Source organism: Variovorax raffinosi, from assembly GCF_051216615.1.
In the GTDB taxonomy this organism is placed as follows: Bacteria; Pseudomonadota; Gammaproteobacteria; order Burkholderiales; family Burkholderiaceae_C; genus Variovorax.
In genome coordinates this window covers 99,709-117,366 of record NZ_JBPJZR010000006.1, presented here as the reverse complement: position 1 = coordinate 117,366, position 17,658 = coordinate 99,709, and the positions used below count along the sequence as shown (strand labels likewise).

At 65.9% G+C, this 17,658-nt stretch carries 16 protein-coding genes; 12 read left to right on the top strand and 4 right to left on the bottom strand.

Annotated elements, in window-relative coordinates; translation table 11 throughout:
* Positions 1-13 precede the first annotated feature (13 nt).
* A complete protein-coding gene (locus ACSFB7_RS19185; RefSeq protein ID WP_435472904.1) occupies positions 14-1,039 on the top strand; it encodes a hypothetical protein in 1,026 nt (341 codons plus the stop codon).
* Between the two features lie 9 nt (positions 1,040-1,048).
* On the opposite strand, the gene rsgA is transcribed toward ACSFB7_RS19185, so the two are convergent.
* Genes rsgA through ACSFB7_RS19170 form a run of 3 tightly spaced genes read right to left on the bottom strand, consistent with a single transcriptional unit; the run spans position 1,049 to position 3,662 of the window.
* Entirely contained in the window at positions 1,049-2,008 is a 960-nt protein-coding gene (rsgA, locus tag ACSFB7_RS19180; protein WP_435472902.1) for a ribosome small subunit-dependent GTPase A, read from the bottom strand.
* A gap of 12 nt (positions 2,009-2,020) precedes the next feature.
* Positions 2,021-2,368, bottom strand: a complete 348-nt coding sequence (locus tag ACSFB7_RS19175) for a 4a-hydroxytetrahydrobiopterin dehydratase (RefSeq protein ID WP_435472900.1) — start codon at positions 2,366-2,368, stop codon at positions 2,021-2,023.
* Positions 2,369-2,402: 34 nt separating this feature from the next.
* Complete coding sequence (locus ACSFB7_RS19170) at positions 2,403-3,662, bottom strand: M48 family metallopeptidase (protein WP_435472898.1); 1,260 nt, start codon at positions 3,660-3,662, stop codon at positions 2,403-2,405.
* Positions 3,663-3,721: 59 nt separating this feature from the next.
* Between ACSFB7_RS19170 and orn the strand changes: the two genes are divergently transcribed.
* The 6 genes from orn (at position 3,722) to ACSFB7_RS19140 (ending at position 10,472) form a co-directional block, all read left to right on the top strand.
* Entirely contained in the window at positions 3,722-4,318 is a 597-nt protein-coding gene (gene orn, locus ACSFB7_RS19165; protein ID WP_435472896.1) for an oligoribonuclease, read from the top strand.
* 251 nt (positions 4,319-4,569) lie between these two features.
* Positions 4,570-6,519 carry a DEAD/DEAH box helicase gene (locus tag ACSFB7_RS19160; RefSeq protein WP_435472894.1) on the top strand — a complete coding sequence of 650 codons (1,950 nt, stop codon included), beginning with the start codon at positions 4,570-4,572 and terminating at the stop codon, positions 6,517-6,519.
* Positions 6,520-6,732: 213 nt separating this feature from the next.
* Positions 6,733-7,806, top strand: coding sequence for an NAD/NADP octopine/nopaline dehydrogenase family protein (locus ACSFB7_RS19155; protein WP_435472892.1), 1,074 nt, complete (start codon positions 6,733-6,735; stop codon positions 7,804-7,806).
* Positions 7,796-8,800 (top strand): 3-hydroxybutyryl-CoA dehydrogenase, encoded by a 1,005-nt coding sequence (locus ACSFB7_RS19150; RefSeq protein ID WP_435472890.1) that lies wholly within the window; start codon positions 7,796-7,798, stop codon positions 8,798-8,800. Before ACSFB7_RS19155 ends, ACSFB7_RS19150 begins: the two co-directional genes overlap by 11 nt.
* On the top strand, positions 8,797-9,597 hold the full coding sequence (locus ACSFB7_RS19145; protein WP_435472889.1) for an alpha/beta fold hydrolase: 801 nt from the start codon (positions 8,797-8,799) through the stop codon (positions 9,595-9,597). The genes ACSFB7_RS19150 and ACSFB7_RS19145 overlap by 4 nt, the downstream gene beginning before the upstream one ends.
* The gene (locus ACSFB7_RS19140) at positions 9,594-10,472 is read left to right on the top strand and encodes a quinone oxidoreductase family protein (RefSeq protein WP_435472887.1); all 879 of its coding nucleotides are present in this window, start codon (positions 9,594-9,596) and stop codon (positions 10,470-10,472) included. The genes ACSFB7_RS19145 and ACSFB7_RS19140 overlap by 4 nt, the downstream gene beginning before the upstream one ends.
* Here the strand turns inward: ACSFB7_RS19140 and ACSFB7_RS19135 are convergent.
* A complete protein-coding gene (locus ACSFB7_RS19135) occupies positions 10,469-10,945 on the bottom strand; it encodes a MarR family winged helix-turn-helix transcriptional regulator (RefSeq protein WP_093236676.1) in 477 nt (158 codons plus the stop codon). The two genes, ACSFB7_RS19140 and ACSFB7_RS19135, sit on opposite strands and share 4 nt — an antisense overlap.
* A gap of 158 nt (positions 10,946-11,103) precedes the next feature.
* On the opposite strand from ACSFB7_RS19135, the gene ACSFB7_RS19130 reads away from it, so the two are divergent.
* From ACSFB7_RS19130 to ACSFB7_RS19110, 5 genes are read left to right on the top strand one after another with little or no spacing between them, the layout of a single operon-like run.
* Positions 11,104-13,296 (top strand): thiamine pyrophosphate-dependent enzyme, encoded by a 2,193-nt coding sequence (locus ACSFB7_RS19130; protein ID WP_435472884.1) that lies wholly within the window; start codon positions 11,104-11,106, stop codon positions 13,294-13,296.
* Positions 13,297-13,300: 4 nt separating this feature from the next.
* Entirely contained in the window at positions 13,301-14,809 is a 1,509-nt protein-coding gene (locus ACSFB7_RS19125; RefSeq protein ID WP_435472882.1) for an indolepyruvate oxidoreductase subunit beta family protein, read from the top strand.
* A gap of 13 nt (positions 14,810-14,822) precedes the next feature.
* Positions 14,823-15,815, top strand: coding sequence for a PDR/VanB family oxidoreductase (locus ACSFB7_RS19120; protein WP_435472880.1), 993 nt, complete (start codon positions 14,823-14,825; stop codon positions 15,813-15,815).
* Positions 15,816-15,837: 22 nt separating this feature from the next.
* A complete protein-coding gene (locus ACSFB7_RS19115) occupies positions 15,838-17,151 on the top strand; it encodes an aromatic ring-hydroxylating oxygenase subunit alpha (RefSeq protein WP_435472878.1) in 1,314 nt (437 codons plus the stop codon).
* On the top strand, positions 17,151-17,651 hold the full coding sequence (locus ACSFB7_RS19110; protein WP_093236680.1) for an aromatic-ring-hydroxylating dioxygenase subunit beta: 501 nt from the start codon (positions 17,151-17,153) through the stop codon (positions 17,649-17,651). Before ACSFB7_RS19115 ends, ACSFB7_RS19110 begins: the two co-directional genes overlap by 1 nt.
* Positions 17,652-17,658: the final 7 nt, after the last annotated feature.

The window sequence follows — 17,658 nt, the reverse complement described above, 5'->3', positions numbered from 1 at the left end:
AGTCTTGTTGTCGATGTCGAGCATTCACACCGATCCGCGCGCCGTCGCCTGCGCGTCCTTCTGGCAAGCCTTGAGCGATCGGCTCGAGAGTCTGCGTCCCTTGTCGGGCCACGAATTGGTGGGAGCGCTGAACGAGCTGCTGAAGCCCTTCTTTCCGAATCTGGCCGCCGAGGTGATGGGCGATCCGCCAGCCTTCAAGCTCGTGCTGACGGCGCAAGGCGCCGAGGACGAATTCGAAGACCTCATGACGCTGGTGCAGAGTGCGCCCGCGTTGCCCCAGGTCGAAGTGGAAGCCTTCCGCCAGCGCATGAGCGAAGGTTTCAGCATGCGCATGAACGACTTCGAGCTTGCCTGCGCGGACGTTCTCGTGAAGCAGGAGCCCTACCGGGGCCGGGTGGCGCTGGAGATCGGCTTTGCCAAGCCCATCCCCATGGACATGCAGGACCACGCGCGCCACATGAGCCTGATCATGCTCGACCACATCCTGGGCGAGTACGACTTCGCCGTGAAAGTCGGTGCGGTCGATCATGTCGAGGCCGATGCGCACGCGGATTTCGATGGCGTGCCGCTCGATGATTTCGTGCACCTGTTCGACGCGTGCTGGCGCGAGGATCTCGGCCACACCGGCGTGTTTCCCGTCGGCGAACATGGCTGGTCCGGCCTGACCGCCACGCGCACGGCCGAGGACGGCAGTGAGGTCGAGGCGGTCGTGATGCGCAACGATGCCGCGAATGCGCTGCTTGGGCGTGCGGACCTGGGGCATCGGCTCTCGGCCGCCATTCCCGTCGAATCGGCTGAAGAGCTGGACGAGGCGCGTGTCTACGAAGACCGATTGACCGCACTGCTGCAGACGCATGAAGAAGGCTGCTGCACGCACGTCGTGTTGGAGGAGGGCGTTCGCACCATCCACTTCCACGTGGCCAATCCGGAGGCGGCGATTGCCCATGCGCAATCGCTTCAGGTGGAGTCGGAGTTGCCGGTCAGGCTCGACCTTGCGTTCGATCCGACCTGGAAGTCGTACCGCGTCTGGCTGAACTGACGCCCGGCCTCAGTACCGTTTCTGGCTTAGTTCGGCGAACAGCTCGCCGTAGATCTTGTAGCGGCTGGCGCTGATGGCGTTTGGCGCCGTGTTTGCGGCCGAGGCCACATTGGCAATCACGCCGCAGCCCGGCTCGTGCAGGTGAGTGCAGTTGTAGAACTTGCAATCGCCCATGTGCTCGGCAATGTCGGGCATCAACCCGGCAAGCTGCATCGGCTCGATGTGGTTCAGGCCGAACTCCTGAAAGCCCGGTGAATCGATCAGGCCGGTGGTGCGCGCTTCGTCGATCCAGTACCAGGTGGTGCTGGTGGTCGTGTGCTTGCCTGAGTTCAGTGCCTGCGAAATCTCTTGCGTCAACACGGTCGCGCCGGGCACCAGCAGGTTGGTCAGCGTGCTCTTGCCCGAGCCGGAGGGTCCGAGCACAAGGGTCGACTTGCCGGCAAGAAGCTTCATCAACGAGGCGTAGTCCGCTTCGCCCGAGGCCTTCAATGACAGCGGCAGCACGCCGTGATGCATGCGGCGATAGGGCGCCAGCTTGTTCCACGCACGCCCGAAGGGCTCGACGAGGTCGCTCTTGTTGAGCGCGATGATCGGTGTGATGCGCTCGGCCTGTGCCGCGATCAGCGCTCGCGCCAGTTGATGCTCTGAAAATTCCGGCTCGGCTGCGATCAGGATCAGCACGTGGTCGAGGTTGGCCGCAAACGACTTGGTGCGGATCTCGTCCTGTCGATAGAAGAGGTTGCGGCGCGGCAGCACTTCTTCGATGGTGCCTTCGTCTTCGGTGGCCTGCCAGCGCACGCGGTCGCCGACGACGGCCTGGCTCTTCTTGCCGCGCGGGTGGCAGATCAGCCGCTCGCCGGTGGGTGTTTCGACAAGGCAATGACGCCCATGGCTGGCAACAACGAGGCCGTCGTGCAGCGTCTTCGCTGCATTGGCTGCCAACGCAGCGGCGCGGGCCGGTTTAGCCACAGGCGTGTTCCGTCATGCGGCGGCGCCTGCAAGCAGCGCGTTGGCCTGCCGCGCGCAATCGAAGTCGGTGACCGACAGGCCGCCCACGTCGTGCGTGTTGAAGCGCACCACGCAGCGGTTGTAGTGCACCGACAGGTCGGGGTGGTGGTCTTGCGTGTGCGCCACGAAGGCCAGCGCGTTCACGAAGGCGATGGTCTCGAAGTAGTTGGCGAAGGTGAAGGTCTTCTCGATGGCGACATCGGCGCCGTCGCCGGTGAGCTTCCAGCCGTCGAGCTGGGCAAGGCCCGAGACGATCTCTGTGGCGCTCAGTGCCTTGCGGGGAATGTTTTTCCAGTCTTTGGGCTTGAACATGCTGCTCATGAGGGGCTTCGGCAAAAGGTGGTTGATGCGACGGTCATGCCGCCGTCATGCGCGCAAGGCGCTCGGAGGCAGGCGGATGGGAGTAGTAGAACTTGACGAACACCGGATCGGGCGTGAGCGTCGATGCGTTGTCCTGGTAGAGCTTGAGCAGGGCTGCCGACAGGTCGGCGCCGCTGGTCTGGGCCACCGCATAGGCGTCGGCCTCGAACTCGTGCTTGCGCGACAGGCGCGCCGGCAGCGGTGCCACGAAGAAGCCGAACACCGGCACGGCCAGCATGAACAGCAGCAGGGCCAGCGCGCTGTTGGGCGCGGCCATGTTGGGCTGCACGCCCAGGCCCGTGTAGAACCACACCTGGGTCGAGACCCAGCCCAGCAGCGCGAAGCCGGCGAGGCTGAGCGCGAACATGGCGACCAGCCGCTTCACGATGTGGCGGTGCTTGAAGTGGCCGAGTTCGTGCGCGAGCACCGCCTCCACTTCCCCGGCGTTGAGCTGGCGCAGCAGCGTGTCGTAGAACACCACGCGCTTGCTCGCGCCAAAGCCGGTGAAGTAGGCATTCGCATGGGCACTGCGGGTGCTTCCGTCCATCACGAACAGGCCCTTGGCGGCGAAGCCGCAGCGCTTCATCAGCGCCGTCACGCGGGCCTTCAGCGTCGGGTCGTCAAGCGGCTTGAACTTGTTGAACAGCGGGGCAATGAAGGTCGGGTAGATCAGCATCAACAGCAGGTTGAAGCCCATCCACGAGGCCCAGGCCCAGAGCCACCAGAGCGTGCCGGCCGCGCCCATGAGCCACAGGATGAGCGCCGCGATTGGCAGCCCGATCAGCGCGCCGAGCAGCGTCGACTTGGCGGTGTCGGCCAGCCAGAGCTTCCAGGTCATCTTGTTGAAGCCGAAGCGCTCTTCGAGCCTGAAGGTCTGCCAGAGCGTGAAGGGCAATTCGAGCAAGCCGCCGATGGCAGCAAAGGCCGCCAGCAGCACCAGTTGCTGCACCATGCCGCCGCCGATCCACACCAGCAGCAGCTTGTTGAGCAGGTCGAGCCCGCCGAGCAGCGTCCAGCCCAGCAGCAGCGCGGCGCTCCAGGCCATCTCGACGAGGCCGAAGCGCGCCTTGGCGATGGTGTAGTCGGCTGCTTTCTGGTGGGCGGCGAGCGTGATGGTCTGGGCGAAGGCGGGTGGCACGGCGCCGCGGTGCCGCGCCACGTGGCGCACCTGGCGCGAAGCCAGCCAGAACTTCACGAGCAGGCCCGCAACCAGCGCGACCGCAAAGGCAATGGTGAAGATGAGCGAATAGGACATGGAGCGCGGAGTTTAGCCCTCGGTATCTGCAGGCGCGGGCCGTCGGCGACAATCCCGCGATGCCTGAATCCACTGTCCCGACGCCCCCCGCAGTCCCGCCCACCCTGAAGAAAAGCGACCAGAACCTGGTCTGGCTGGACTGCGAAATGAGCGGCCTCGACCCCGAGAAAGAGCGCCTGCTCGAAATCGCCGTGGTCGTCACCGGCCCCGACCTCACGCCCCGCATCGACGGCCCCGTGCTCGTCATCCACCAGAGCGACACCGTGCTCGACGCCATGGACGCCTGGAACAAAGGCACCCATGGCCGCAGCGGCTTGATCGACAAGGTGAAAGCCTCCACGCTCGACGAAGCGGCGGCCGAGCAGCAACTGCTCGAATTCATCGCCAAGTACATCCCCCGCAGCGGCTCGCCCATGTGCGGCAACACCATTGGGCAGGACCGGCGTTTCCTGGTCAAGTTCATGCCCAAGCTGGAGGCGTACTTTCACTACCGCAACCTCGACGTCAGCACCCTCAAGGAACTGGCCAAGCGATGGAAACCTTCGGCCTACAGTGCCTTCAAGAAGCAGCAGGCGCACACCGCACTGGCCGACGTGCACGAGTCCATCGAAGAACTCGCCCACTACCGCGAAACCTTCCTGCGCCTGACTGATTGACAGGGGATTAGGTAAAAACCCGAAGCCGTGCCATAATCGCAGGCTTCGCTGATTGGTGCATGTTTTGAACACCCAGTCAGCGTCTCTTGCATCTCCCTATCTTGCACACCGCGCCCGATCGCATCCGCTGATCAAAAAGGGCCACAGCCTCAGGCGTTAGCCAGAAGCTGAATGTCGTTGGATGGTTGATGTTTTTAACCACCAACGGGGCGTCGCCTACGGCAGCGCTCGCGTTTGAGATTGATATCTACATGACCGACGCTTTTGAAGCGCAGGGCGAGTTCGCGCCTGTGCAATCCGCTACCAACAACGAATTCACCGCCGCTGTGGACACCATGTCCGAAGCGCCGATCCTCGAGGCGCTCGATGCAGCCGCCCCCGAGGTCGCCGTGGTGGAAGAACCCGCAAAGCCCAACGGCTTCGTCAAGCTCGGCCTCGCGCCCGAGCTGATCGCCGCCGTGGCCGACATGGGCTTCACCCAGCCGACCACCGTGCAAGACAAGGTGATCCCGATCGCCATGGGCGGCGACGCCGGCCAGGACGGCAAGGCTCGCTTTGTCGACCTGATGGTCTCCAGCCAGACCGGCTCGGGCAAGACTGCCGCTTTCCTGCTGCCCGTGCTGCACACGCTGCTGAAGCGCCAAGCCGAAGCAGAAGCAGAAGCCAAGGCCGAATTCCAGCGCCTGGCCGCTGAAGCCGCTGCCCGCGGCGAAGCCGTGCCGAAGAAGCCGAAGCGCAAGGACCCGACCAACGCCCGTCATTTCAAGGCTGCCACCCCCGGCGCCCTGATCCTGTGCCCGACGCGCGAACTCGCCCAGCAAGTTGCGCACGACGCCATCGAACTGGTTCGCCATTGCCGCGGCCTGCGCATCGCCAACGTGGTGGGCGGCATGCCTTACCAACTGCAGATCGCCAAGCTGCAGAACGCCGACCTCGTGGTTGCCACGCCCGGCCGCCTGCTCGACCTGCAACGCTCGCAGCAACTGAAGCTCGACCAGGTCAAGTTCCTGGTGGTCGACGAAGCCGACCGCATGCTCGACCTGGGTTTCTCCGACGACCTGGCCGAAGTCAACCAGCTCACCATCGAGCGCCAGCAAACGATGATGTTCAGCGCCACCTTCGCGCCGCGCATCCAGCAACTGGCCCAGCGCGTGATGCGCGAACCCCAGCGCATCACCATCGACAGCCCGCAGGAAAAGCACGCCAACATCAAGCAGTCGCTGTACTGGGCTGACAACAGCCAGCACAAGCGCAAGCTGCTCGACCACTGGCTGCGCGACACCAGCATCAACCAGGCGATCGTGTTCGCCAGCACGCAAGTCGAGTGCGACGGCCTCGCCAACGACCTGCAGCAGGAAGGCTTCAGCGCCGTGGCGCTGCACGGCGCCCTGAGCCAGGGCCTGCGCAACCGCCGCCTGATGGCGCTGCGTCAAGGCCAGGTGCAGATCCTGGTGGCCACCGACGTTGCCGCTCGCGGCATCGACGTGCCGACCATCACCCACGTCTTCAACTTCGGCCTGCCGATGAAGGCCGAGGACTACACCCACCGCATCGGCCGCACCGGCCGTGCAGGCCGCGACGGCCTGGCGATCACCTTTGCCGAGTTCCGCGATCGCCGCAAGATCATGGACATCGAGCAGTACAGCCGCCAGCAGTTCAAGGCTGAAGTGGTTGCCGGCCTCGAGCCGCAACAGCGCATGCCGCAATCGCGTCCCCCGATGGGTGAGTACCGTGGCGGCGGTCGCGACAGCCGTGACAACCATTCGCGCGACCGCAAGTTCGGTGGCGCACCTCGCGGTGGCAATGCCGGCGGCTTCGGCGGCGGCAACAGCGGCTACGCCGGTGCCAGCGGCTTCAACGACCGTGGCTCGCGTGGTCCGGGCGCTCCGGGTCCCCGCGGCTTTGGTGGCGGCCAAGGCCATGGTCATGGCGGTGGTGGCTACAACGCCGGTTTCGGCGGCGGCCGTGACGAAGGCAATGGCGGTGGTGGCGGTTACGGTCGCAAGCCGGGCTGGGGCGACAACGCTCCGCGCGGCGGCAACGGCGGTGGCCGTGGCGAAGGCGGCGGTTTCGCACCTCGCGAAGGTTTTGCGCCGCGTGAAGGTTTTGCACCGCGCGGCAATGGCGCAGGCCATGGCGGCCCGGGCAAGGTGTTCGTGCCCCGCGACGCACAAAAGCGTGCGTTCAAGCCCACGCGCTGATCCATCGCCAAGCGGCCAATCCGCCGCTTCGCACCAAAAAAGCCCGCGCTTCGCAAGAAGCGCGGGCTTTTTCATTGCGGGTTTCCGAGGGGCCCGTTTCAGTGAAATTTGATTGACACCTGAATCGATGAAAAGTAATGTAATAGCGCATTGCTTCCCCGGGTCCGCCCAGCGGCCGCCGGTTCATCGACATCTGCTTTTCAACTTTCGAACATGAAAATTGCGATTCTTGGAGGTGGTCATGGTGCCTACGCGGCCGCTGCCGACCTGTCCGAAGCCGGGCACGAGGTGCGCCTGTGGCGTCGCGATGCAGCGGCACTGGCGCCCGTCGTGCAAGCCGGTGCCATCACGCTGAAAGATGCCGACGGCGCGCGCGAAGTGCGGCTTGCATTGGCGACCGCCGACATCGGCGCGGCGCTCAAGGGCGCCGAGCTGATCGTCATTCCCACCCCGGCCATCGCGCAGCACGACATCGCGCTTGCGATGGCGCCGCATCTTGTCGACGGCCAGGTCGTGTTCTTGCCGCCGGGCACCTTCGGCAGCTATGTGATGGCAAGGGCCGTGAAGCAGGCGGGCAACCGCGCCGATGTGGCCTGGGCCGAAACCGGCACCTTGCCCTATCTGGCGCGCAAGCACGGCGAACGCGAAGTGAACGTCACGATCCGCGCCATCCGCCTGCCGACCGGTGTCTACCCCGCGCGCAAGGAGGCTGCCGCCATCGAGGTGATCCGCAAGGCCTACCCGGCCGTGCATGGCTGCGGCAACGCGCTTTCGGGCGCATTGATGAACGCCGGCCCCGTCATTCATCCGCCACTGATGGTGATGAACGCCGCGCCGCTGCAGCATTTCGAGCGCTGGGACATCCACAACGAAGGCACGCAGCGCGCGGTGCGCGACGTGACCGACCGGCTCGACCAGGAGCGCATCGCTGTGCGCGAAGCCTTTGGGCAGGGCGCGCCGCACTATCCGCTGGCCGACCACTACAACAACGACCGCTGGATGTACGGCGATGCCCACAAGCAGCTCGTCAAGTCGGGCGACTGGCGCGAGAACATCGACCTGCACACGCACCGCTACATCACGGAAGACACCGAACTCGGACTCGCCTTCCTTGCCTCGGCGGCACGCCATGCCGGTGTGGATGCACCCATCGCGCACGGCCTGCTGGCCATCGTTGGCGGCTTTCTCGGGCGCGACCTGCGCCTGGGCCCGCGCACCTTCGAAAGCCTGGGCCTTGCCGACCTGAGCGCGGCGCAGCTCAAACAGAGGCTGCACGATGGCGAATGACGCCGCGCTGCCCCGCTTCGCGGCCGTCGGCGCGGGTCGCATGGGGCGCGGCATCGCGATCGCGTTCGCCTACGCCGGTCACCGCGTCTCGCTGATCGACCTGCGCCAGCGCAGCGATGAAGCCTGGCAGCGATTGCGCGACGAAGCCAAGGCCGAGATCGAAGCGAGCCTGACCGGCCTGTCGCAACTCGGCGTGCTCGATGCGCAACAGATTCAATCCATCGCCGCGCGCGTGGATTTCGTCAACGCCGCCGCTGCACCGAAAGCGCTGGCCGCCGCCGAACTGGTGTTCGAGGGCGTTCCTGAAACGATGGAAGCCAAGCGCGAAGCCTTCGAGCAGCTCAACCGCCACTGCCGCGACGACGCGATCCTGACCTCGACCACCAGCAGCATCCTCGTCACGCAGCTCGCAGCGCTGGTGCGTTTGCCTGCGCGCTTCCTGAACATGCACTGGCTCAACCCGGCGTATGTGATTCCCGTGGTGGAACTGAGCTGCCATCCGGGCACCGATGCCGCCGTGCTGGCGCGCACCAAGGCGCTGATGGAAGAGATCGGCAAGCTGCCCGTGGTGTGCGGCGCGTCGCCGGGCTACATCGTGCCGCGCCTGCAGGCGCTGGTCATGAACGAAGCGGCCCGCATGATCGAGGAAGGCGCTGCCACAGCCGAAGAAATCGACAAGGCCACGCGCTATGGCCTGGGCTTGCGCTTCGCGGCGCTCGGCGTGGTCGAGTTCATCGACTTCGGCGGCTGCGACATCCTGCACCACGCAAGCCGCGAGATGTCGGCATCGCTCGATGCCGGCCGCTACACTGCACCGGCCATCGTCGGCCGCATGGTCGAGGAAGGGCGGCTGGGGCTCAAGAGCGGCAGCGGCTTCTACGACTACGAGGGCCGCGACATTGCCGCCTATCGCCGCGACGTGCTCTCGCGCACGCTCGGCGAGCTGCGGCATGCGGGCCTGTGGCGCGCACCGGCCGACGAGACGCTGTCATGACGATTCGCCGTGCCTTCGCCGACCTGTCGGTGGGGCAGGTGCATTACGCGGCATGCGGCGATCCACAGGCGCCCGCGGTGCTGTTGCTGCATCAGTCGCCGCGCAGTTGGGCCGAGTACCGTGATGTGCTGCCGTTGATCGGCGCACAACGCCACGCCATCGCCATGGACACTGCCGGCTTCGGCGACTCCGCCGATGGCGGCGTGCCGGCGAGCATCGCGCAGTGGGCGCGCGTGGCTTGCGAGCTGCTCGATGCGCTGCATATCGAGCGCGCCGATGTGGTCGGGCACCACACCGGCGGTGTCGTGGCGCTCGAACTTGCTGCGGCGTTTCCCGAGCGGGTGCGCAGCCTCGTGCTGTCGTCCACGCCGTACACCGACGAGGCCTTTCGCCGTGCGCGTGCGGACAGGCCGCCCATCGACGAAGTGGCGCCTAGTGAAGACGGCAGCCATCTCACCGCGCTGTGGCAGAAGCGCCAAAGCTTCTATCCACCAGGGCACCCCGACCTGCTCGAAGCCTTCGTGCTCGATGCGCTGAAGGTCGGCCATCGCGTCGAAGAGGGGCATCGCGCCGTGGCGTCTTACCGCATGGAAGACCGCATCGGCCGTGTGACGCAAGCAGCACTCATCATCCGCGCCACCGACGATCCATTCGCCGCGCCGCACGCGCAGGAGCTTCAGCGCCATCTGCCTCAAGCGCGCATCGTCGACATCGCAGGCGGCATGGTGCCGCTGCCCGACCAAATGCCCGAGGCTTTCGCGCGCACGGTGCTCGACTTTCTCTCGACGCTGCCATGAAGGCCGTTCGCATCCATGGCTTCGATGCGGTGCCTGTGCTCGAAGAAGTGGCCGATCCCGTGCCACGCCCTGGTCGCACCATCGTGCGAATGCAGGCCGCGACGGTCGGCCATATCGACCGCACCGTGTGGCGAGGCAGCTTCCTGCGGCATCCACCGTTGCCCTACACGCCCGGCGTGGAAGCCGCCGGCATCGTCATCGCAAGCATGCGCTACGACGTCGGTCAGCGCGTGTGGTTGCGGGGCAGCGGGTTGGGTACGTTGTTCGACGGCACCTGGTGCGAGCAGATCGATGCACCCGACGAGGCGCTCGGTGTCTTGCCCGATGCGCTGCCGATGACGCTGGGTGCAGCATTCTTTTCACCCAGCACATCGGCCTGGGTGGCCTTGCACGAAGTCGCCAAGCTGCAGGCGGGAGAACAAGTCCTGGTGACCGGTGCAAGCGGTGCGGTGGGCTCGCTCGTCGTTCAGCTTGCACGCGATGCTGGTTGCACCGTGACCGCAGTCGATCCGAATGCAGAACCCCCGGCACTCGCGAGCGCCGACCTCTTGATCGACACCGTCGGCGGGAGCGTGCTTTCAGCGGTGTTGCCTTCCGTGCGTCCGGGCGGACGCGCCGTGCTGATCGGCTACACCGCAGGCCCGGTGCTGCAACTCGACATCGCCCACTTCCTGCAGCGCGACGTGGCATTGCTTCCGCTCAACATGTTCAGGCGAGAGGCCGCGGGCCGTGCCGCAGCGCCCGAGCTGCTCGCGCGATTGGCCGATGGGCGCCTGCACCTCGAAGTGCAGAGCTTTGCCCTTGCCGACGCAGCCCTTGCGCTCGACTGGATCGCGCAGCGCGGGCATCGCGGACGCGCCGTGCTCGTGCCTTAGTCTTCTTCGGGTGCCTCCACCGGCACATGCACGTGCAGGTCGATCATCTGCCGCAACGTTTGCTTCAGTTCTTCGGCGCGTCGCAATCCGAAGGGCTCCAGCACGCGGCGTTCGTGGTCCCGCGCCAGTTCCATCAGGTGCTCGACAGCCTTCAGGCCCTTGCGCGTGATGCGCACCAGCGTGATGCGGCGATCACTTTCGTGGGGCAGGCGCTCGACCTGTCCGCGCGATTCCATGCGGTCCAGCAGCCGCGTCACCGTCGGCTGCTTGGTCACCGTCACCTGCGCAAGCTGGCCGATGCTGATGGCATCGCTGCCCGCCAGGGAGGCCATCACGCGCCACTCCGACACAGAAAAGCCCTGCTGCCGCGCGACCTCATGGAACTCCGAGGAAATCAGCTGGCTGGCCTGCGCCAGCAGCGCCGGCAGGTAGTCATCGACAAAGCGATGCGATGCAACGGGTTGTTCATCCATGAAGGCACCTCATAGCCAGACAGCCCACAGCGGCCGCGGGCACGCTGCTTGCATGTCTAGGGTAATACATGATTGTGGATACATTCATTTGTCAACATTATAGAAAGCATGATGTGGCAGATGAGCGCATCGTCCCACGATAGAGAACAAGGACCCACATGGCTGAGCGTTCGTTCGTCGAAGAAGTCAAGAAACTGCGGCTTTCTGGTGGAGATGTCTTCCGCGGGGAGGGCATTCTGGCCGTGACCAAGGCCTTGCTCGAATCGGGTGTTTCCTATGTCGCCGGCTACCAGGGCGCGCCCATCTCGCATTTGATGGACGTGCTGGCCGATGCGCAGGACATCCTGTCCGAGCAGGGCATCCGCTTCGAGAACAGCGCCAGCGAGGCCACTGCCGCCGCCACGCTGGCGGCATCCGTCAACTACCCGCTGCGCGGCGCCGTCACCTTCAAGGCCACCGTGGGCACCAACGTCGCTTCCGACGCGCTGGCCAACCTGGCGTCGGGCGGCGTCACCGGCGGTGCGTTGATCATCGTGGGCGAAGACTACGGCGAAGGCTCGTCGATCATGCAGGAGCGCAGCCACGCGTTCGCCATGAAGTCGCAGATATGGCTGCTCGATCCGCGCCCGAATCTGCCGAGCATCGTCGATGCGGTCAAGCAGGGCTTCGATCTTTCCGAGGCCAGCAACACGCCCGTGATGCTCCAGTTGCGCATCCGCGCTTGCCACGTGCACGGTCACTTCATTGCCGGCGACAACAAGCGCGCGAAGTTCACGCTGCAGGAAGCGATGGAAAACCCGCAGCGCGACGTCAGCCGCATCGTGCTGCCGCCCGCCAGCTTTGTGCATGAGCAGGAAAAGGTGAAGGACCGCTGGCCCGCCGCCGTGCGCTTCATCGAAGAGCGCAAGCTCAACGAATTCTTCTCTGAAGACGCCGACGACATCGGCATCATCGTGCAGGGCGGCAGCTACAACACCATGCTGCGCGCGCTCGAACGCCTCGGGCTGGCCGACGTCTACGGCAACACCCAGGTGCCGCTTTACGTGATGAATGTGGCCTACCCCGTCATCGAGAGCGAGGTGCTGCGCTTCTGCGAAGGCAAGCGCGCGGTGATGATCGTGGAAGAGGGCCAGCCCAACTTCGTCGAGCAGAACCTTGCGACCATCCTGCGCCAGGCGGGCTCGACCACTGCGCTGCACGGCAAGGACATGCTGCCGGTGGCCGGCGAATACACGTCGTCCGAGTTGCTGAAAGGCGCGCGCACTTTCTGCGAGCGCTATGAACGACTCGCACCCTTGCCAGTGCCCACGCCAGTACGCAAGGTGATCCCGCTCAAGGAAGTGGCCGCCATCGGCATCGATGCGGCGCCCGAACCCGCGCTGCCATCCACATCGCTGGGCGAAGTCGTGCACGCCCGCCCGCCAGGCTTTTGCACCGGCTGCCCCGAGCGCCCGATCTTCAGCGCGATGAAGCTGGTCGAGCGCGAACTCGGCCCGCATCACGTGAGCGCCGACATCGGCTGCCACCTGTTCTCGATCCTGCCGCCCTTCAACATCGGCAACACCACCATGGGCTATGGCCTTGGCGGAGCGGGCGCATCGGCGCTTAATGTGCCGGCGGGCAAGCGCGCGATATCGATGATGGGCGACGGCGGCTTCTGGCACAACGGCCTGACCAGCGGCGTGGCGAATGCGGTCTTCAACAAGAGCGACAACCTCACCATCGTTGTCGACAACAACTACACCTCTGCCACCGGCGGGCAAGACATCCTGTCGTCGCATGCCGTGAACAAGACGCGCAGCACCGGCCATGCCATCGAGCGCGCCGTGCGCGGCGTGGGCGTGGAGTGGGTCCGCACGCTGCGCCGGACCTATGACGTGGCCGGCATGCGCGATGCGCTCAAGGAAGCGTTGACCACCAAGACCCAGGGCCCCAAGGTCCTGATCGCGCAGTCGGAGTGCATGCTCAACAAGCAGCGGCGCGAGAAACCGCTGGTGCGCAAGGCCATCGCCGACGGCAAACGCATGGTGCGCGAGAAATTCGGCGTCGACTCCGACACCTGCACCGGCGACCACTCCTGCATCCGCCTGTCGGGCTGCCCGTCGCTGTCGATCAAGCCCAACCCCGATCCGCTGCGCACCGATCCGGTCGCGACCGTGCTCGACAGCTGCGTGGGCTGCGGCGTGTGCGGCGAGGTTTCGCACGCAGCCGTGCTGTGCCCTTCGTTCTACAAGGCGCAGATCGTGAGCAACCCCAGCCGCTGGGACATGCTGCGCGAGCGCGTGCGCGCAGCGGTGATCGGCTGGCTGCAGCGTGGCGAAGCCCGTCGCCGCGAAGCCTATGCCTTCTGAACCCATGACGAACAAGGTGCAACCCATCAAGATCGCGATCCTCGCCATGGGTGGGGAGGGCGGCGGCGTGCTGGCCGACTGGATCGTCGACATGGGCGAGGCCAACGGCTACGTCGCCCAGACCACGTCGGTACCGGGCGTGGCCCAGCGCACCGGCGCCACCATCTACTACGTCGAGCTGTACCCCACGGCGCAAGCCGAAGCGGACGGCGGCCGGCCGGTGCTGGCGCTGATGCCGTTGCCGGGCGACGTCGACGTGGTGCTGGCGTCGGAACTCATGGAAGCGGGCCGCGCCGTGCAGCGCGGGCTTGTCACGAGTGACCGCACCACGCTGATCGCATCTACGCACCGCGTGTTCTCCATCGCGGAAAAAAGTGCGCTGGGCGATGGCCGTGTCGACAGCGCGCAACTGCTCGCACACACGACCAAGGCCGCCAAGCGCTTCATCCGCTTCGACATGGCGCAGGCCGCCGAAGTGTCGGGCAGCGTGATCAGCGCGGTGCTGTTCGGTGCACTGGCCGGCTCGGGCGTGCTGCCCTTCAGCCGCGCGCAGTTCGAGGCCACCATCGAGCGCGGCGGCGTGGGCGTCAAGCCCAGCCTCAAGGCTTTCGGCGCCGCGTTCGCGCGAGCCCAGGCCGGCGACGACGGCGAAACCGTGGAAGCCGCACCCCTCGCCACGCCAACGCCGCAGCCGCGTCACCCCGCCGTGCGCGCCCTGGTCGAACGCGCGCAGCGCGACTTCCCGGTGGCGGTGCAAGACTTTCTGCTCGAAGGCGTGCGCCGCCTCATCGACTACCAGGACACGGCCTACGCCGGTGTGTACCTCGACCGCATGGCCGCCATCGCCGCGCTGCCGAACGACGACGGCCATCGCCTGCTGCGCGAAACCGCGCGCCATCTCGCGCTGTGGATGTCCTATGAAGACACCGCCCGGGTCGCAGCCCTCAAGACCCGCGCGACACGCTTCGAGCGCGTGCGCGGCGAGGCCCGCGTGCAGCCCGGACAGGTGCTCGCCATCAACGAATACATGCACCCGCGCCTGCAGGAAATCTGCGAGACGCTGCCGGGCGGCATCGGCCGCTGGCTGATGAACTCGACGCTGCCGAAGAAGCTCGTCGAGCGCTACACCCAGCATGGCCGTGTAATCCAGACCAGCTCGCTGCGCGGCTACCTCATGCTGCGCACCGTGGCGGCATGCAAGCGCTGGCGCCTGTCGACCATGCGCTACGCCGAAGAAAACCGCCGCATCGAGGAATGGCTCCAGCGCATCGCCGCCACCGCGCAGCGCAACCCTGAACTCGCGGTGGAGCTGGCCCAGTGCCAGCGCCTCGTGAAGGGCTACAGCGACACGCACGAGCGCGGCCTGCGCAACTACGACACCGTGATGCGCGCCTTCGAGCGTGCGGGCGCGGCGCTGGCACCCGCCACGCTGCGCGAGTTGCGCGACGCCGCGCTGGCGGACGAACACGGCCACAAGCTGCAAGCCGCACTGGCGCAGCACGCCCTGGCCTGAAGAGACACAGAAGATGACCGCTCCCACCGCCACCCTTGAACTGCGCGTCGCCGAAACGCGCGAACTCAATCCGCTGATCCGCATGCTGCGCCTGCGCGCCGAAGACGGCCGTGCCTTGCCCGGTTTTGCAGCCGGTGCGCACATCCGCGTGCAGGTGTCGCTGCCCGATGGCAAGACCGACTGGCGTCACTACTCGCTCATCAACTTCGCAACGGCACGCAATGCCACCAACGCGCCAACCGAGTACGTGATCGCGGTGCGCAAGGAGGCCGAAGGCCGGGGCGGCTCGCGCTTCATGCACGAGCAGCTGAAAGAAGGCGACGCCATCGCCATCGAGCCACCGAAGAACGACTTCCCCCTGCACACCGGGCCCGGCGGCACAGTGCTGGTGGCCGGCGGTATCGGCGTCACGCCGCTCGCCACCATGGCTGCACGGCGCCGCGCGGAAGAGACGCCCGTGCGCATGCACTACGCCGGCCGCAGCCGCGAGCTGATGGCCTTCCTGCCGGAGCTGCAGGCACTGCTGGGCGACGACCTGCGCGTGCATGCCGACACTGAGGCCGGCGCACCGCTCGACATCGATGCACTGCTCGATGCCGTGCCCACCGGCGACCGCCTCTACGTCTGCGGCCCCAAGGTCATGCTCGACGCCGTGCTCGCCCGCACCCAGGCGCGTGGCTGGGAACACGACCGCGTGCACTTCGAGCTTTTCACCGAACCGGTCGCCGAAGAAGGAGACCAGCCCTTCGAGGTGGAGCTTGCCCAATCGGGCCAGCGCTTCACCGTGGCCGCCGACCAGAGCATCCTCGATTGCTTGATCGAGAACGGCTGCGACCCGATGTTCGACTGCAAGCGGGGCGAATGCGGCGTGTGCGCCGTGCCCGTGCTCGACGGAGAAATCGACCACCGCGACTACGTGCTCACCGCCCGCGAGAAGGCCGAGGGCAATGTCATCCAGATCTGCATCTCGCGCGCCAAGGGGGCGCGGCTGGTGCTCGACATCTGAAGAAATCAGGAGGCACAACACCATGACCTCGTACCGAGACAACCCCGACGCGATCCGCGCGCTGGTGCAGAACGACCGCGTGCACCGCGACCTGTACACCAGCCAGGAACTGTTCGAGCTGGAGCAGGAGCACTTCTTCGCCAACACCTGGAACTACGTCGGCCACGAAAGCCAGATCCCGAAGTCCGGCGACTGGTTCAGCAACGAGATCGCGGGCCGCCCGCTGATCGTCGTGCGCCACACCGACGGCAGCGTGCGCGCGATGATGAACCGCTGCGCCCACAAAGGCTCGCGGCTGGTGAGCGGGCCTTGCGGCAACACCGGCAAGTTCTTTCGCTGCCCCTACCACGCGTGGACCTTCAAGACCGATGGCGCGCTGCTGGCCATTCCGCTGAAGACCGGCTACGAGAACACGGCGCTGCACGAGTGCGAGTCGGCCAAGGGCCTGACGACGCTCAAGCATGTGCGCAGCCATCGCGGCTTCATCTTTGTGAAGATCAACGACGCCGGCCCCGACTTCGACGAATACTTCGGCGACTCGCTCAGCTCCATCGACAACATGGCCGACCGCTCGCCGGAAGGCGAGCTGGAAATCGCGGGCGGCTGCCTGCGCTTCATGCACCAGTGCAACTGGAAGATGTTCGTCGAGAACCTCAACGACACCATGCACCCGATGGTGGCGCACGAGTCCTCGGCCGGCACCGCCAAGCGCATGTGGGCCGACAAGCCCGAAGACGAACCCAAGCCCATGGCGGTCGAGCAGTTCGTGCCCTTCATGTCCGACTACAAGTTCTTCGAGGACATGGGCATCCGCACCTACGACCACGGCCACAGCTTCACGGGCGTGCACTTCAGCATTCACAGCAAGTACAAGGCGATCCCCGAATACGACAACGCCATGAAGGCGCGTTACGGCGAGGAAAAGACGGCGCAGATCCTCGGCATGGCGCGGCACAACACCGTGTACTACCCGAACCTCACGATCAAGGGCGCGATCCAGGCGATCCGCGTGGTCAAGCCGATCTCGGCGGACAAGACGCTGGTCGAGAGCTGGACCTTCCGCCTGAAGGGCGCGCCACCCGAGCTGCTGCAGCGCACCACCATGTACAACCGGCTCATCAACTCGCCGTTCTCGGTGGTGGGGCATGACGACCTGCAGGCCTATCGCGGCATGCAGGCCGGCTTGCACGCGAGCGGCAACGAATGGGTGAGCCTGCACCGCGACTACGACCCGTCGGAGCTGAAGGGCGGAGAGATCACCACCGGCGGCACCAACGAGCTGCCGATGCGCAACCAGTACCGCAGCTGGGTGCAACGCATGACGGAGACCATGTGATGGCCGGCACCGACACCCACTCCGAAGTCACCCGGCAGGACCTGATCGACTTCGTCGTGAACGAAGCGCACCTGCTCGACACGCGCCGCTACGAGGCGTGGAACGCGCTCTTCACCGACGACGCCTTCTACTGGATTCCGCTCGTGCCCGACCAGGAAGACGGCCTCAACCACACCTCGCACCTCTATGAAGACAAGCTGCTGCGCGACCTGCGCATCGAGCGCCTGAAGAGCCCGCGCGCGTTTTCGCAGCAGCCGCCGAGCCGCTGCCATCACCTGCTGCAGGTGCCGGTGGTCGAACAGTTCGACGCCGAGGCGAACCGCTTCGTGGTGCGCACCGAATTCCACTACACCGAATCGCAAGGCGACGAATTGCAGTTCTATGTCGGCACTTTCTTCCATCACCTCGTGGTGCAGGACGGCGCGCTGCGCATGACGCTCAAGCGCGTCAACCTGCTCAACTGCGACGCGGCCCTGCCGGCCGTGCAACTCTTCATCTAAGGACGCG

Coding starts and splice junctions, on each gene's coding strand:
- ACSFB7_RS19120 (WP_435472880.1), top strand. CDS start 14,823: ATGACCGCTCCCACCGCCACCCTTGAACTGCGCGTCGCCGAAACGCGC.
- ACSFB7_RS19125 (WP_435472882.1), top strand. CDS start 13,301: ATGACGAACAAGGTGCAACCCATCAAGATCGCGATCCTCGCCATGGGT.
- ACSFB7_RS19160 (WP_435472894.1), top strand. CDS start 4,570: ATGACCGACGCTTTTGAAGCGCAGGGCGAGTTCGCGCCTGTGCAATCC.
- orn (WP_435472896.1), top strand. CDS start 3,722: ATGCCTGAATCCACTGTCCCGACGCCCCCCGCAGTCCCGCCCACCCTG.
- ACSFB7_RS19135 (WP_093236676.1), bottom strand. CDS start 10,945: ATGGATGAACAACCCGTTGCATCGCATCGCTTTGTCGATGACTACCTG.
- ACSFB7_RS19150 (WP_435472890.1), top strand. CDS start 7,796: ATGGCGAATGACGCCGCGCTGCCCCGCTTCGCGGCCGTCGGCGCGGGT.
- ACSFB7_RS19140 (WP_435472887.1), top strand. CDS start 9,594: ATGAAGGCCGTTCGCATCCATGGCTTCGATGCGGTGCCTGTGCTCGAA.
- ACSFB7_RS19115 (WP_435472878.1), top strand. CDS start 15,838: ATGACCTCGTACCGAGACAACCCCGACGCGATCCGCGCGCTGGTGCAG.
- ACSFB7_RS19175 (WP_435472900.1), bottom strand. CDS start 2,368: ATGAGCAGCATGTTCAAGCCCAAAGACTGGAAAAACATTCCCCGCAAG.
- ACSFB7_RS19155 (WP_435472892.1), top strand. CDS start 6,733: ATGAAAATTGCGATTCTTGGAGGTGGTCATGGTGCCTACGCGGCCGCT.
- ACSFB7_RS19185 (WP_435472904.1), top strand. CDS start 14: ATGTCGAGCATTCACACCGATCCGCGCGCCGTCGCCTGCGCGTCCTTC.
- ACSFB7_RS19130 (WP_435472884.1), top strand. CDS start 11,104: ATGGCTGAGCGTTCGTTCGTCGAAGAAGTCAAGAAACTGCGGCTTTCT.
- ACSFB7_RS19110 (WP_093236680.1), top strand. CDS start 17,151: ATGGCCGGCACCGACACCCACTCCGAAGTCACCCGGCAGGACCTGATC.
- ACSFB7_RS19145 (WP_435472889.1), top strand. CDS start 8,797: ATGACGATTCGCCGTGCCTTCGCCGACCTGTCGGTGGGGCAGGTGCAT.
- ACSFB7_RS19170 (WP_435472898.1), bottom strand. CDS start 3,662: ATGTCCTATTCGCTCATCTTCACCATTGCCTTTGCGGTCGCGCTGGTT.